Source organism: Leptospira ognonensis (assembly GCF_004770745.1).
Classification (GTDB): Bacteria; Spirochaetota; Leptospiria; order Leptospirales; family Leptospiraceae; genus Leptospira_A; species Leptospira_A ognonensis.
The window spans coordinates 112,327-126,115 of sequence record NZ_RQGD01000024.1; the positions used below are offsets into that span (position 1 = coordinate 112,327).

Consider the following 13,789-nt stretch of genomic DNA (forward strand, 5'->3'; position numbering starts at 1 on the left):
TTTAAGAGGAACCTTTTCCATAGTAAGCCATTATGACCCAAAAACGTTCAACTATAAAACCTGTTGTCTTTCAAGGCGATTTGAGTGATGAATTCTTTGATGCCTATAAGAAAGATGATAGACTTGCAGTCGATTGCGAGATGATGGGCCTCAATCCCAGAAGGGATCGACTCTGTGTCGTTCAGCTTTGTGATTCCAAAAATAGAATCTCACTTGTTCAAATTCTTCCGGGACAGAAAGACGCACCGAAGCTTCAAAAATTATTTGAATCCACTGAGATTGAGAAAATATTTCATTTTGCTCGCATGGATATGACCTTTCTGACTGCGAGGCTTGGTATCCATCTGAAAAATGTTTTTTGTACAAAGATCGCAAGTAAACTTGCTCGCACCTATACCGACAAACATGGATTAAAAGAATTAATACGAGAATTTTTTGAAGAAAATATCGATAAAAAAAATCAATCCTCCGATTGGGGAAAAAAGATCTTAACAAAGGACCAAGTTGACTATGCAGGAACAGATGTTCGCTTTTTAATTTCCCTTGAACAGATTTTGACAGAAATGCTCATACGTGAAAATCGATTTGCGATTGCCCAAAAATGTTTCCATTTCATCGAAACTCAGGTGGAACTGGATCTTTTAGAAGTTTATAATCTTTTCGAGCATTGATGGCGAAAAAACCTCCTGCCAAAGTATTCCAATGCAAGGTCTGTGGTGCTCAGTTCCAACGCTGGGCTGGAAAATGCGATACTTGTAATGAATGGAATACCATTGAGGAACTCATTTCTGGGGGAGGGGGTAGGTTTGAGGCAAAACAAATCGATACCTCCTCACCTCGAAAGTACCAAACACCTGTATCTGTTAGCAAAGTGGAAGAGGAGACCTTCCAGAGGCTTTCCACTTCCTATTCCGAGATGGATTTGGTTTTGGGTGGTGGGATTGTGCCGGGGAGCTTGCTTCTAATCGGTGGAGAACCAGGAGTCGGTAAATCTACTCTTGTACTCGAAATTGCACGTGGGATCTCTAAGGCTGGTAAGGTGCTCTATATATCGGGAGAAGAGTCAGCCTCCCAAATTGGAATGCGCGCAAGAAGGATGGGTCTTCATACTGACAATGTGCTTTTGTCCTCAGAAATTTATGCGGAGAACATTGCACAAATGATAGCAGATTTGAAACCTGCCGTTGTGTTTATAGATTCGATACAGACGATCCTTAAAGAAAGTTTGGTGAACCAAGCAGGATCTGTGACACAGCTCCGAGAAGCTTCTCAAGTATTTCTCGAAACAGCGAAGAGAACAGGCGTGCCAATCTTTTTGATTGGTCATATCACCAAAGAAGGGTTAATTGCCGGGCCAAAGGTTCTAGAGCATTTAGTTGACACCGTTCTCTACTTTGAAGGTGATCGGCTCAATTATTATCGCATTTTACGTGCCGTTAAAAATCGATTTGGTGCCGTTGGAGACACCGCCATTTTCGAGATGGCTTCTGATGGACTTAAGCAAGTACTCGACCGGCATAGACTCTTCATTTCTCCCGAGTCTGAGGAAAGATCGGGAAGTGTGTTGTCTTCTGTCATGGAAGGCTCTCGTGCCATCAGTGTGGAAGTACAAGCATTGGTAGCGAAATCTGCTTTTGGCCAAGCGCGGCGAATGGCAGAGGGATTAGACAATCGGCGTGTCATATTACTTTCTGCGGTGATTGAAAAATACCTGACGATGCCCTTATCGGAATGCGACATTTTTAGCAATTTAGCCGGTGGACTTTCCATCGACGAACCTAGTTTAGACTTAGCCATCACGGCTTCTATTGCTTCCTCTTACCAAGACAAACCTATTTCCAGGTCCATCGGATTTCTCGGAGAGGTTGGTTTGTCAGGTGAAGTGAGAAGTGTGGGCCAGATTGGACTACGTTTGAAAGAATTGCAAGGGATCGGCATCTCCAAGGTATATTTGCCTCATGGAAATTTGAAGGAAACGCATGGCGTGTTCGCAGACTTAGAATTAGTTGGTGTAAAACATCTCAGAGAACTTGGTTTTTAATAAGGAATCAAAATAGGAACTTAATTAAATGTTAGAATTGAGACCTAGTTGTGAATGTTGTGACATCGATCTTCCACCGAATTCTCCTCATGCGAGAATTTGTTCTTTTGAATGCACATTCTGCGAACAATGTGCACGGACTAAACTAGATTTTATCTGCCCAAATTGTGGCGGGGAGTTGGTTGTACGACCTAGACGTCCGGAGCTAAAATTAGCAAAGTATCCTGCTTCCGTTCAGAGGGTTTGGAACCCTTCTGGCTGTGCGGAGAATCTCGATTAAATATTGCCCTCGTTCGATTCTTTAAATTTTCATTTTTTCGTCTTTCTGCTGTCATCGAAATTTCTTATACTGCTGCAATGAACAGAAAAGCCTTACGGTCCATTTCCTCATTATTTCACTATCGATTGGTATTGGATTATGAAGAGTCTACCTATCCGATGGACATCATTTATATACATAAGAAATCCGTATTCCTTAAGACTTACGATCGTTTTTATAAATATTGGTCAGATCGGATTTCCGGGATTCTTATCAACACAAAAGCGATTTTAAGTTATCCTGTTTCTGGTAAAATCAGAGGACTCAGACCCCTCGGGAAAAAGGGTGATGATCTAGATTTCGAATGTAGCGAATGGTTGATTGAAATAGAAATTCTAAATGAGGAGGAAATACCAAGAGAATGGATCGATTTTTCTCAGTCCGAGGAAATCGAAACATAAAAAAATATCGCCCTCTCAGTGGGATTGAAAGTCCACAGAACTGAAAGGGTGAAAACGCAATCACAAGTCTAATAACGTTCTCCGATCACGCTTTGCTTAAGTAGAGACTCGAGTTCGGCAAAATGTTGATCGCTGAGTGTGAGATTTTGCGACTCCCAATTTTCTTCGAGTCGCTGGATGTTTCGAGTTCCTGGGATCGTAGAGATGAAACTTTCACGGGACAGAATCCAGGCTAGTGAGACTTGAGCCGACGAAACACCGAGCTCTTTGGCTATTTTGTTAACCTTATCCACCAAAAGAATATTAGCTGAAATCGCCTCGTCGGTAAACCTAGGATTCTCCAATCTCCAATCCCCAGGTTCCAAATCGTTTCGAGATCGGATGGCTCCCGAAAGGAATCCTCTGCCTAATGGGCTATAGGCGACAAAACCAATATTGAGTTTTTTCAGTGTAGGTAGTATCTCTGCTTCTACTTCTCTTGACCATAACGAATATTCGGTTTGAAGGGCACTGATGGGATGTACCGAATTTGCTCGGATGATTGTTGCTGGATCGGCTTCGGAAAGACCTAGGTAACGCACCTTACCAGCTTTGACCAAATCAGCCATGGCACCTACGGTTTCTTCGATCGGTGTATTAGGATCTACGCGATGTTGGTAATAAAGATCGATATAGTCCGTTTTCAATCTTTTTAACGATGCCTCACAGCTCGCCTTAACATAATCAGCACCACCTTTAATTCCAAGCCAACTTCCGTCTTCACCTCGTGAGACTCCAAATTTTGTTGCGAGTATTATTTTACTCCTTCGTCCTGTCATTGCTTTGGACAATAATATCTCGTTTGTAAACGGACCATACATATCAGATGTATCCCAGAAGGAGCATCCAATCTCTAGCGCTCGATCTAGAACAGATAGATTCTGAACTTCAGAAGAAGTTCCATAAAAATCTGACATTCCCATACAGCCGAGTCCGACGGATGGGACTTCCAGTCCTTGAGTTCCTAATTTTCTTTTCATTTTGTCATTCTTTCCTAAATCGCAATTTGTTAAATGATGTTCATTCTCGAATAAAAACGATGATATGAATGGATTTAATATAAGACATCCCAAGCAAAAATGCAAGAGAGGAAACTCTAATTTCTTGCCTAATCCTCTAATATGACTGAGGCTAGTTTTTATATTGCCTTAAAACAGGAATTTATTCCTTAATAAGGAGGGAGATTTCATTAGAATTAGAATCGTATGCAGGAAACAAAAGTAGATAAAAAAAATTCTAATGAGATGCAACTTTTCGATCGGTTGGTTCCTAAAGAAAGTGTATTTGAGATCCCGTTAATTGGGGTTAAGTTATTTCGGGTCGAATCGTCTTTTAAAAGAAAACCGATCGCTTACGGATCGGAGATAATCATTATTGTTAACGGAGAGAAAAAAGTATTCTTCGGAGATATGGTTTTTATTTATAATCGGTCTCGATATCTAGTCCTTCCTGTGCCTTTACCTTTAGAATGTGAAGGCATTCGACCTACTGACGGTCCTCTTCTTGGTTTAATCATCAAAATCGATCCCAAAATTCTTGGAGCCTTACTTACAGAATTAGATTTGATCAAGAATCCTTCAGACCATTTGTACAAAGGTATTTATACCGCGCCAACGAACGATCATATAAATGACGCAGTGTATCGTTTGCTAAATGTAATATTATCTCCAGCAGAAACGATGATTCTCGGACCGATGATCGTGCGTGAAATTATCTATCGAATTTTGATAGGTGAGAACGGTCAAATATTACAAGCATTAGTCTACAGGAATCGAAAATTCTATCAAATAGCGAAAGTCCTTGATAAAATTCATCATTCATTCCATAAAAATCTAAGTACTAAAAGCCTTGCCTTTGAAGCAGGCATGAGTGTATCTCAGTTTCATTCTTGCTTCAAGGAGGTAACAAATTTCACACCTTTACAATACATTAAAAGCATAAGATTGCATAAAGCTAGAGAAATTATGATGTTAGATGGTATTAGTGCTTACAAGGCGTCACTAAAAGTAGGTTACGAAAGCGCGTCACAATTCACTAGGGAATATAAGCGTTTATTTGGTGTTGCACCTTCAAAGGATTTGAGTATAGTTCGTGACTAGCAGCGCAAGCTCTTGATTTACAAATCGTGTTCCTGATCTGTCAGGATTTCTTATCCTATGGACAAACGTTCACTTCCGTGATCGTTAAATCGTCGTTATACACAGTACCAGTGGAAAGCGTAGGCGAGGCATACAATCCGAAGTGAGCTTGCTCGAGGACTCCACACCCGCCAGAAACATTGGAAGTTGAGACCAGAACCTCATCTTGCCAAACCTTTGCTTCACCACCGTTAGGATCAAGATTTAGACATGTTTTCATTTTTACCCATTGTTTCCCGGGAAATGTTAGGCTTGGATTTTGGTATGTGAGATTGCTTTGGTTATGGAGGGGTACATGCATGAGAAAGGCTTTATTTTTGAAATCGGTGTTAATCAGTACGACTCGTTTCCAATCGTCGGAGGCATCTGCCGAATAGGTAGCAAAACTAAACCAATCCGAAGTGGAAGAGAGAGGCATGTCTAGATAGACGGAAAACTCAATCAATACCGGAGTCTTAAATCCTCCTGCATTTAATTTGTGTAACTGGATGGTAGGATAACCTCTATGATTGCAGTTCATGGGATAGCCACAGGTTGGACCAATTTTAAAAATTGTCGCCTTATGAGAGTAAGATCCTGAAACCTTTTGTTCCGTGCTGAGAGAATGAGTGGCAGCCGATTGATAGTTTAAGGGTACGGAATAGAATTTTGAAACGTCATCTAAGCTTTCAAAGCCTGTGGTAAAGGAACGACCTGCTTGGACTTTTTGTAGCTGTTCCTGAGTACACACGATGGTAGTCCCCGATTGGTAGGCTAGGGAAACAAGACCAAACCAATTAAAGAATTCAGAATTTTCATTTTCGCCTTTCTGACATTGAACCGTCATGATTGCGAAAAATAAAAATATGATGTCGAGATTCCTCATCTATCAATTGGACGAGATTCTGTTGGCATTCCTATCGATTACATCAAAATTTACGTTATTTGTTTTTCACACACCTTACTTCATTTAAAAAATCTTGAGAGGTAGTCTCAGAGCTCCCAGAACTTAGATCAAGGATCCAATAAGTTCCTACTTCCGATTCCTCTTTTGTGCGCGTCCACACCGTATCTTTGCCGTTCAGTTTTCTCCAATTGCTTTTGATTTCGGAGAGAGAAGGCATCCGCATGGATTGGTGATGGCAATACGATTTTGCTGCCGCCCAGGAGATCAGTCCCGATTGGCTGGATTTCTCCCAAATCAAATCACCGATGAGTATTTCATTTTCACCTAACACGTGGGCATCATTCTCGACTTTTGAAGGAGCTGATATTTCCAGTCTCCCCTCCGAGACTTGTTTGGATGACGGCTTGTTTTCGTTTATTGGAACTTGCCCATCTTCTTTAGGATTGCATCCCAAGGCAAAAAACAAGGAAAGTAGAAATACAAAATTCGATTTCATTTTATTTCCGAGCCATTTTGTCCAATGAGTGTCTTTCGAGAAGAGAAATCGCGGATTCCATCCTTTCCAATCTCAATCGCAGCTCTTCATTGGTTGCGCTCAGTTTCTCATTCCTCTCCATCAGATCCGCAAGTTTCTTTTCATTCGCCTTCTCACGATCGGATAACTCCTGTAATGCCTTCACAAAAGCCGCATTGGCTCCTTCCATATTCAGCCATTTGTAACCTGTCTTATCTGTATCCACCCAGTTCGGAAAAACTTTTTCTACTTCTTGGGCAATAAATCCAATGTGTTTTCCTTCACTTGCTCCGAGTTTGGCAGGGTCTTTCCATTCAAAGGTAACGGGCCGGAGTGTGATGAGTCGGTCTAAGTACGGCGAGAGAGGTTCTATGTTTTTTTTAAGACGTAGGTCAGAGTTATTCACCCAAACACCTGTTGTGTTGCCGGCGTTACCGTTGACTGTGAGTTTTTGTGAGGCACTAAAAGTGCCAATAGCGACATTTCCTCCTTCTCCATTGATGGCTAATACGTTGGCTGTATCACCAGCTTGATTTGTAGCACCGATATAGCCCGTATTTTGATCAGTTCCCATTAATAAACCGCCACCCGAGCCCGTAAACAAAACTCCACCTGTGTTATTTAACTTCGAGACTCCGGCTGAAACCACAAGGGCACGCGCGGGACTGCTCGTTCCAATCCCCACATTTCCTGCCGTATAATAGGCTACACTCGAAGAACCCTTTGTCCAATTGGGAATACCTTCTATCGCCGTTTGCAAACTCTGTATCGTTGTATTTAGATCACTAGCCTTTAGCACCTCTGAGGCGGTCCAGGTTTTGATCGTTCCAGTCACTGCCACCGCTACCAAAGTTGTTGTGACAAATCCAAAGGCAAAGAGCGAGCCGATGCGGGCAGGTTCAGATAGCAAAGATTTGGCGGCGAATCTAATATACTGTGTGAGTTTGGTTAGGTTTTTCATGTTGTGTTCCTTGGTGTTTTGAATGTGAGAGAGGGAGAAAGGTTAGAAATTGGTATGGGAAGAAGCCCGAACAATGAGGAGAATAAGGCAATGTTCGCGCTTGACAAGGTTGTAATTTGACTTTTAAACTTATTTGTATGGTCGACTACAAAAAAATTATCACAATCGAGCCGGGAAAACGTTTCGGAAAACCCTGCATTCGTGGACTGAGAATTACAGTTTATGATATTCTTGATTTTTTGGCGTCTGGAATGACTATTGAAGAAATTTTGGAAGAATTTCCTAAACTTACCAGAGAAGATATCACCGCTTGTTTTGCTTATCTTGCTGATAGAGAAAGAAATTTGATCGCTATTTGATTGAAACTTTTTTTTGACACAAACCTTTCCAATGCGCTTCCAGAGATATTGAAAGAATCTTATCCCGATTCTACTCACGCGGAATTCAATGATTTGGATGAGAGAGACGATAGAGACATTTGGGAATTCTGTAAAAAAAATATTTTTATTATTGATACAAAAGATAAAGATTTTATGGACTATAGTCTTCTTTATGGATCTCCTCCCAAGGTAATTTTGATTCGAACGGGAAATTGTCCTACAGAAATTGTAAAGGACCTTCTTATTCTGAACTATGAAATGATTAAAGATTTTTACCAATCTGCTAAAATTAACTGTCTTTTTCTTCATTAGTAAATTCTCACTTCTTCGCTTAAGTCCCGATAAACTTTCTTCGCATCTCGAAACTCGGTTAAGAAAGCTGCTCTTTTGAGCTTGACTCCAAACTGGATTCCCTAGATTGCCTCGTAAAACCATACTCATACTTTTACTGGATGCGACCTTTATCCAATTGCGAACTATCTAACATAAACGCATCCACTCCGGAGGTTGCCAGACTCACTTTTGTTAAGGTTACATTCGCCTTATGATTTTGGCATAGAGTCATATCCCGTTCTTTTGATTCTGATTCATAACCTGTAGCAGAAATGTTTAGAGTTATTTTTTTTACCGATGGATCAATTCCGGATAGTTTGTAATCCCCAGTATCTGTTGTTAGTTCCGGTGAAATGTCTGTGAGTTCCGTAATCGAGAGTCTTGCATCCTTGATCGGAAGAGCACTGTCAAAGTCTTTGACCTTACCTGCGATCCGTTTGGCGGTAGTGGCAGCATCATCTGCATCACAGCTAAAATCCACACCTCTGGGTAAGATTTTCTGCAGGTTTGTGAGTAATCCCAAGACGGAAGGCGTATCGACGTTGAACTTACAGCCTGCCATAACTAGCAAAAGTAGAGAAAAAACGAAAACTGAAATTTTAATACGGAATGCATTCATGATTAAAAACTCCCTATTATTCCAAATTCATAATTTTGTTGGGTACCCATTGTACCTAAGTTTGTCGCATAATAATTATAATGCACTCTATACGGAGATTCATTCATGGCGGCACCGCCTGTTGTTGATCCGAGAAAAAATGCATCAAATAAGTTAAAGATATATAAAGCACCAAGTCCATAGAGTGAGCCTTGTGCTAAATTTCCGGCTTGGTTGACCTGACCTGAGATCGAATTGGCTTGTGAGTAAGTGAAGATTCCAATCGGGCTAAAGCCTGTATAGGTAAGGTTCGCTAGCAAATCGGCAGTTTTTGCATCATTGTACTCGTTTTTTTTCGCATTAAAATTGTTATACGCTGAAGCAGAGACCAAGGTTGCCAGTAAAAAGCCGCCTGTAAAGAGGGAGCCCTTGATGTTTTCGCCTTTATAGAATTGCCCCCATCCAGGTAGTACTGCCGAACGGAGAAGTGCACTCGATCGACTCGCGCCAGGCAAAGTGGATTTGAAACCGACAAAAACATTCTCCGCTTTTTTCTGAGATTTTGTTGAGGTATCATTTGCTTTGCTGATAAATAGTTCTATTTCCTTTACTTTAACTCCGCCACCTACCTTCGTATTGTCTGCCGTCTGGACATTCATTTGAATTTTTTCTGCATACAAAAGGCCAACGATACATTTTTCATCTCTATACTTTGGATCGGTTTTGGCTTTATCAGTCAATCGGTAGTCTAGCAACCGGTATTCGATCGGATTGATCAATTTTAGAGTGATCTTGGTGATCTCACTCGTTTCGAGTTGGGTTCTCGCTTCTACTGGTAAGCTGAGTCCTGCAGGGAGACTTGCCGAGAGAGATTGGGTATCCTTGGCATCGATGATCAGGTCGATTGTTGATTTTGTGACTGATTTATCTATTTCACCTTCGCATAACTTTGCCGTATTATTGATTTCGTCGTAACCCAAAAGATTTTTGGCACCTTCGACAGGGTCTTTGAATACCTCAAACTGAGTATAACCGTTGATGGTCTCACGTAGAACCTTTGTTTCTGAATTCTTTTTCTCAAGGGAACTACAGGAAAGTAGAACCAATAGGAAAAGAATCCGAAATACGCTTTGTTTCAAAATTAGATGATTAAACATTTGCTTAGCCGTATAAAACAGCTTAGCAATAAAACTGAGAACTGTCTATACCCCAAATAGGGTAGATGCCAAATTCAGAATACTTAGTTTTAGGTATATGAAATATAGTTAAGGTAATATGGTATATTTAAAGAATACTTGTCGTAAGGGCAAAATATAAATATTGATATGTAGTTGAATTTACGTTAAATGTAATCGCAATTGAATTTTGTAATTGAATCCGTCCATTGTTTCTTGGACTTGCACACCAATTTCTTTGGCTAAATTTGAAATATTTTTGCTACCAAGTCCTGGAAGGTTTGCCTTTTTATGAAACGTGGATAGAGATTGTAATTCCATCAATAATTCGGATTCATGAATGGAAAAGAACCAAGTAGAAACGGATTCCCCGTATTTGGTATCATTATTGGCTATTTCTCGAAGTATTTTGCATAAGTTTTCAATTTTTTTATTTGAAAGATGAATAGTTAGGTGATCAATTTTTTCTGTTTCTATGTTTACGATTTTGCCCGTAGATTCATACTTTCGGAGTAGTAGGAGAGTGATTCCGTCCGCAAAATGATCGATCATATTCCTTTCGTCATCAAAAGAGTGTAGTCTCTGCCGAATGCCCGTAGAAATCCTGCTAATTAATGTTAAAATTTCATCGGCTTTGTATTTCGGCAAACTTCCTTCGTCCGCAAATTTTTCTATTTTTAACTTAACGAAAGTTAAATCTGCACTGGTTTCATCATGAATGTCATTGAATGTCAATTCACGCTCTCTTTGTATTGTTAATTGTTTTTCGAGTTCAAATTGTTTTCGATCATGGTCTCTAGCGTAAAGAAACGTAGCTTTTTGTACCAGTCCTTCTTCCAAACGACGGATGACATTCATTGCCATAAAAACACTGTAAAATAAGGAGGCAGCAAAAACTAGGGGTGTCTTGAGATTAAACTTCCATTCCAATACAGTTTCGAAATAGATAGCAGAGGCAACTGTGACGATGATGATTGATAATATACCTGCTCGATTTCTCAGATAAACTAAATAAAATGGGATTGGATTTTCCAACCTTCTATTAATTGAATGCCGTTTTATCAGTATTTTATAAAATATAAATAAATAAAAAAATAACATCGGTGTTTCGATAATGGTCAAAAGTGAAATTATATTTGGAAAATAGGAATAGAAGATCGTATTGACAAACATACAAAGTATGCCGACGAATATCGTAATTTTAGAGATTCGTTGGATTTTATTTAAGAGAAAGACATCATGAAAGCAAACAATAAAAAGAAAGGCGGAATAAATCGCATTTGTTTCGATGATTTGTAATAGATTTGAGTCACCAAAAGTTTGCATTGCAAAATTGCTTAGCGAAAAGACAGCCATCGCATAACTAAACTGGAAAAGACCAAAATACAAAACGGCCTTGAGACGTTTCACTCGTAAGTATAAATACGTTAAGTAGAGACCTAAAACAAAAAAGACCCCGCAAGCAAAAAAAGGGAATATTTCGATACTCTCTTTTTGGAGATTTGCAAGTTCATCTATCTTGTCCGAGGAACTTAAAACCAAAGCAAAATTTGGAGAATGCTCTCTCCCTTTTACATGCAGAGTTAAAATTATTTTTTCCCTGCTACCTTGGTTTATCATTTTATTTGGGTGTAGGGAAGTTAGGAAGGGTCTTAATTTTTTGGATGTACCCAACTTGCTTGCATAAATCAACTCTCCGTTTTGATACAAATCCCAACTTTCTCCGATTTGTAATATTTTTAATCCGGGTGTCGTGAAGTGATCCATTCCATCGCTTCTGAATTGTATTTGGATACTAAATTCTCTGACGACATCCTCCTTGACAAATAAGGAGTTTAGAAAGATTCCTAGACCATCAGGTATGGAGAGAGTTTTGTTTTCACCAAAATTGATTTTTTTAGAGTCGACTTCCGTCCAAATCGTGTTAGGGGCTTCTTCTGTGAATCCTTCGCGATAAAATAGACTCGCCTCAGAGAGATAGACCGGCTCTGCCTGAAGGGGACAAAAGTTGACGAGTGCGCAAAAGAAGAGAAAGGTGAGACGAGTCTGTTTGGTTGTCCCATTTAACATTACCCAAATAAGTTGAAAATTGCCTGAGAGAGGCAATTCATTTTTGCTGTTTACTAAAGAAAGTAGTCAATTTAGTATCGACATCATCTGTTTTAGGTATGGCGATTGGTGGTTGCAAGGGAATGGAATCCATTCCTTTTGTCTTTTTCTTAGGGAAATCCACAAAATAAATGAGACGGAATCTTCGTAATTCAAGAAAGTTTGGAGGGAATCCATTTAGCGTTCTAGTTTTTTAAATTGAAACGGCTTTGCGATTTTGTTATCTTTTGTCACAAATCCAGGAACCTTTGCCTTCTGTTGAAATTCAGCAAGTACTGCGTCCTTAAGGTCTGTTGATTTTGAAAGAGTCAGCTGGCCCATATACCGATCGTATACTTCAATACTCACTAAGTTTAGAAAATCATAAATATCTAAAATAATTAGATTCCCTCCGCAAGCTTCCGCTACTTTCATGAAATTTCCGTAAGACTTATCTTTTGCCTCTTTCCATTCTAAATCATTTAGATATCTAGTTTCTGCTTTTATACCTTCTGGTAAGTAGCCATCGATGCTTTTGTATCTCGAAGCATCTCCTTGAATGATATGTCTTTTTTCTTCGCCAATTGAAAAAACAATTTGGGTATAATCGATATTTTGCTTTTTCATTCTGTTTCCATTTAGCAATGCTTCTTCCAGATCAGACGGCTCTCCATCTGTAAAAAGAATTACTTTATTATGAACATCTTTTTGATTGTGATGCAGGACTTTTTTCATAAACGAAGCATAATTTGTTTCCCTTCGTTCTATTTCCCTTCCGGATAAGGGATACTTTACTTGGGCACAAGTATCGGAAAATACATAGACGAGTACCTTCAAGTTTAATATAAATTCTGTGAGATCTCGATAGAAATTATGAACTGTAGCAAGGATTCGGTCTAGTTTCCCTGCCGAATTCATACTATAAGAATAATCGATCACTAGGTGTAATAATACTTCTTTGTCTTCAGGAAGATTGATTTTCTCTTTTAGGCGACCACTGAATACGTCAGCTAAGCTGATGGCCTCCTCCAATCTGTTGAAAATGGAAGGAATTCCAGTAGAAATGAGTTTTGATTGAAAGGAATTGAATGTGTCTTTGATGAGAAAATCCTGATTCACTCCCCTAGATAAAAGTATTGGTTGAGATATATTCAATACTAAGTCATGTTCGGCTATTATTCTATTTTTTTCGGAAGCGAAATGATTTCTAAATTTGTTCACGGAGCTGATCTTTCGTTCTGCCATACGTATAGCTCCCGCCATTTTACTCACACTTGCACCAGGAATCGCTTCTGCTACAATGATCTCTCGATTAGGAAGAAGTTTATATTTGTGAGTCAAAGTCTCAATCAAGATGGGAGTGAGTGTCGGGTAATTTAAGAGTTCTATGGGAAAACCATTATTAATTTTTAGACCTCCGATGATGACCATCCCACTTGAGATATTCTTCCACAGGATTTTTTTGATTCCGTTTAAGCCTGGTATTTCGAGCATGTTAGCGTTACTTCTAAGATGAAAATTTCCTATGATAAGAAACAAATCAAACTAAATTCACTTGCAAGATACCCTATTTGAGGGATAGACAGCCACGTGGATCGTTGTATCAAAATTCAAATGAACGGAAGTAAACGAACAAATCTCCCAATTTATGCAAAAGATGAATGAACAAAGCCAACTGACAAGGAATAGTATTTATTTTTGATTTCAGGTGCTGCAATACGGTACAATATGTACAGTAAAAAATATTAATATTATTTATTATCAAAAGATAGAAAGCTTTTTGAAGAGAAAGACTCATTATTTGAGATTCGCGTAGAAAGAAACTCACCGGACATACTTAAATATAAGTATAAAAATATTAAAAATATTAATCGGGAAGTTGAAATAGATGTATTTGTATAGAAATATATTATTTA

General features: G+C 39.2%; 15 protein-coding genes. 7 read left to right on the top strand and 8 right to left on the bottom strand.

Annotated features, from left to right (window positions below):
• The first annotated feature begins 32 nt into the window (after nt 1-32).
• Genes EHQ58_RS09035 through EHQ58_RS09050 form a run of 4 tightly spaced genes read left to right on the top strand, consistent with a single transcriptional unit; the run spans nt 33 to nt 2,761 of the window.
• On the top strand, nt 33-671 hold the full coding sequence (locus tag EHQ58_RS09035; protein ID WP_135623564.1) for a ribonuclease D: 639 nt from the start codon (nt 33-35) through the stop codon (nt 669-671).
• A complete protein-coding gene (gene radA, locus EHQ58_RS09040) occupies nt 671-2,041 on the top strand; it encodes a DNA repair protein RadA (protein WP_135623565.1) in 1,371 nt (456 codons plus the stop codon). The genes EHQ58_RS09035 and radA overlap by 1 nt, the downstream gene beginning before the upstream one ends.
• Before the next feature lie 28 nt (nt 2,042-2,069).
• Nucleotides 2,070-2,321, top strand: a complete 252-nt coding sequence (locus EHQ58_RS09045) for a DUF1272 domain-containing protein (RefSeq protein ID WP_135623566.1) — start codon at nt 2,070-2,072, stop codon at nt 2,319-2,321.
• Complete coding sequence (locus tag EHQ58_RS09050; RefSeq protein WP_135623567.1) at nt 2,285-2,761, top strand: hypothetical protein; 477 nt, start codon at nt 2,285-2,287, stop codon at nt 2,759-2,761. The genes EHQ58_RS09045 and EHQ58_RS09050 overlap by 37 nt, the downstream gene beginning before the upstream one ends.
• Nucleotides 2,762-2,829: 68 nt before the next feature.
• Here EHQ58_RS09050 and EHQ58_RS09055 read toward each other — a convergent pair whose 3' ends face one another.
• Nucleotides 2,830-3,780: an aldo/keto reductase gene (locus EHQ58_RS09055; RefSeq protein ID WP_135623568.1), complete on the bottom strand. Its 951-nt coding sequence runs from the start codon at nt 3,778-3,780 to the stop codon at nt 2,830-2,832.
• Between the two features lie 225 nt (nt 3,781-4,005).
• Between EHQ58_RS09055 and EHQ58_RS09060 the strand changes: the two genes are divergently transcribed.
• Nucleotides 4,006-4,899 carry an AraC family transcriptional regulator gene (locus EHQ58_RS09060; RefSeq protein ID WP_135623569.1) on the top strand — a complete coding sequence of 298 codons (894 nt, stop codon included), beginning with the start codon at nt 4,006-4,008 and terminating at the stop codon, nt 4,897-4,899.
• Between the two features lie 55 nt (nt 4,900-4,954).
• Here the strand turns inward: EHQ58_RS09060 and EHQ58_RS09065 are convergent, their stop codons facing one another.
• Genes EHQ58_RS09065 through EHQ58_RS09075 form a run of 3 tightly spaced genes read right to left on the bottom strand, consistent with a single transcriptional unit; the run spans nt 4,955 to nt 7,299 of the window.
• Nucleotides 4,955-5,803 carry a polysaccharide lyase gene (locus EHQ58_RS09065; protein ID WP_135623570.1) on the bottom strand — a complete coding sequence of 283 codons (849 nt, stop codon included), beginning with the start codon at nt 5,801-5,803 and terminating at the stop codon, nt 4,955-4,957.
• A gap of 55 nt (nt 5,804-5,858) precedes the next feature.
• A complete protein-coding gene (locus EHQ58_RS09070) occupies nt 5,859-6,320 on the bottom strand; it encodes an Lcl C-terminal domain-containing protein (RefSeq protein WP_135623571.1) in 462 nt (153 codons plus the stop codon).
• Between the two features lies 1 nt (nt 6,321).
• A complete protein-coding gene (locus tag EHQ58_RS09075) occupies nt 6,322-7,299 on the bottom strand; it encodes a tail fiber domain-containing protein (RefSeq protein WP_135623572.1) in 978 nt (325 codons plus the stop codon).
• 116 nt (nt 7,300-7,415) lie between these two features.
• Between EHQ58_RS09075 and EHQ58_RS09080 the strand changes: the two genes are divergently transcribed.
• Nucleotides 7,416-7,658, top strand: a complete 243-nt coding sequence (locus tag EHQ58_RS09080; protein ID WP_425460480.1) for a DUF433 domain-containing protein — start codon at nt 7,416-7,418, stop codon at nt 7,656-7,658.
• Nucleotides 7,659-7,991 carry a DUF5615 family PIN-like protein gene (locus EHQ58_RS09085; RefSeq protein ID WP_135623573.1) on the top strand — a complete coding sequence of 111 codons (333 nt, stop codon included), beginning with the start codon at nt 7,659-7,661 and terminating at the stop codon, nt 7,989-7,991.
• 133 nt (nt 7,992-8,124) lie between these two features.
• On the opposite strand, the gene EHQ58_RS09090 is transcribed toward EHQ58_RS09085, so the two are convergent.
• From EHQ58_RS09090 to EHQ58_RS09105, 4 genes are all read right to left on the bottom strand, one after another.
• The gene (locus tag EHQ58_RS09090) at nt 8,125-8,631 is read right to left on the bottom strand and encodes a hypothetical protein (RefSeq protein WP_135623574.1); all 507 of its coding nucleotides are present in this window, start codon (nt 8,629-8,631) and stop codon (nt 8,125-8,127) included.
• Between the two features lie 2 nt (nt 8,632-8,633).
• Nucleotides 8,634-9,767: a DUF5683 domain-containing protein gene (locus EHQ58_RS09095; protein WP_135623575.1), complete on the bottom strand. Its 1,134-nt coding sequence runs from the start codon at nt 9,765-9,767 to the stop codon at nt 8,634-8,636.
• A gap of 180 nt (nt 9,768-9,947) precedes the next feature.
• Complete coding sequence (locus EHQ58_RS09100; protein WP_135623576.1) at nt 9,948-11,855, bottom strand: 7TM diverse intracellular signaling domain-containing protein; 1,908 nt, start codon at nt 11,853-11,855, stop codon at nt 9,948-9,950.
• Between the two features lie 216 nt (nt 11,856-12,071).
• Nucleotides 12,072-13,367 carry a vWA domain-containing protein gene (locus EHQ58_RS09105; protein WP_135623577.1) on the bottom strand — a complete coding sequence of 432 codons (1,296 nt, stop codon included), beginning with the start codon at nt 13,365-13,367 and terminating at the stop codon, nt 12,072-12,074.
• Nucleotides 13,368-13,789: the final 422 nt, after the last annotated feature.

Excerpts from the sequence above, each read along its gene's own strand:
- EHQ58_RS09035 (WP_135623564.1), top strand. The coding sequence starts at position 33 with ATGACCCAAAAACGTTCAACTATAAAACCTGTTGTCTTTCAAGGCGAT.
- radA (WP_135623565.1), top strand. The coding sequence starts at position 671 with ATGGCGAAAAAACCTCCTGCCAAAGTATTCCAATGCAAGGTCTGTGGT.
- EHQ58_RS09045 (WP_135623566.1), top strand. The coding sequence starts at position 2,070 with ATGTTAGAATTGAGACCTAGTTGTGAATGTTGTGACATCGATCTTCCA.
- EHQ58_RS09055 (WP_135623568.1), bottom strand. The coding sequence starts at position 3,780 with ATGAAAAGAAAATTAGGAACTCAAGGACTGGAAGTCCCATCCGTCGGA.
- EHQ58_RS09060 (WP_135623569.1), top strand. The coding sequence starts at position 4,006 with ATGCAGGAAACAAAAGTAGATAAAAAAAATTCTAATGAGATGCAACTT.
- EHQ58_RS09065 (WP_135623570.1), bottom strand. The coding sequence starts at position 5,803 with ATGAGGAATCTCGACATCATATTTTTATTTTTCGCAATCATGACGGTT.
- EHQ58_RS09070 (WP_135623571.1), bottom strand. The coding sequence starts at position 6,320 with ATGAAATCGAATTTTGTATTTCTACTTTCCTTGTTTTTTGCCTTGGGA.
- EHQ58_RS09075 (WP_135623572.1), bottom strand. The coding sequence starts at position 7,299 with ATGAAAAACCTAACCAAACTCACACAGTATATTAGATTCGCCGCCAAA.
- EHQ58_RS09090 (WP_135623574.1), bottom strand. The coding sequence starts at position 8,631 with ATGAATGCATTCCGTATTAAAATTTCAGTTTTCGTTTTTTCTCTACTT.
- EHQ58_RS09095 (WP_135623575.1), bottom strand. The coding sequence starts at position 9,767 with ATGTTTAATCATCTAATTTTGAAACAAAGCGTATTTCGGATTCTTTTC.
- EHQ58_RS09100 (WP_135623576.1), bottom strand. The coding sequence starts at position 11,855 with ATGTTAAATGGGACAACCAAACAGACTCGTCTCACCTTTCTCTTCTTT.
- EHQ58_RS09105 (WP_135623577.1), bottom strand. The coding sequence starts at position 13,367 with ATGCTCGAAATACCAGGCTTAAACGGAATCAAAAAAATCCTGTGGAAG.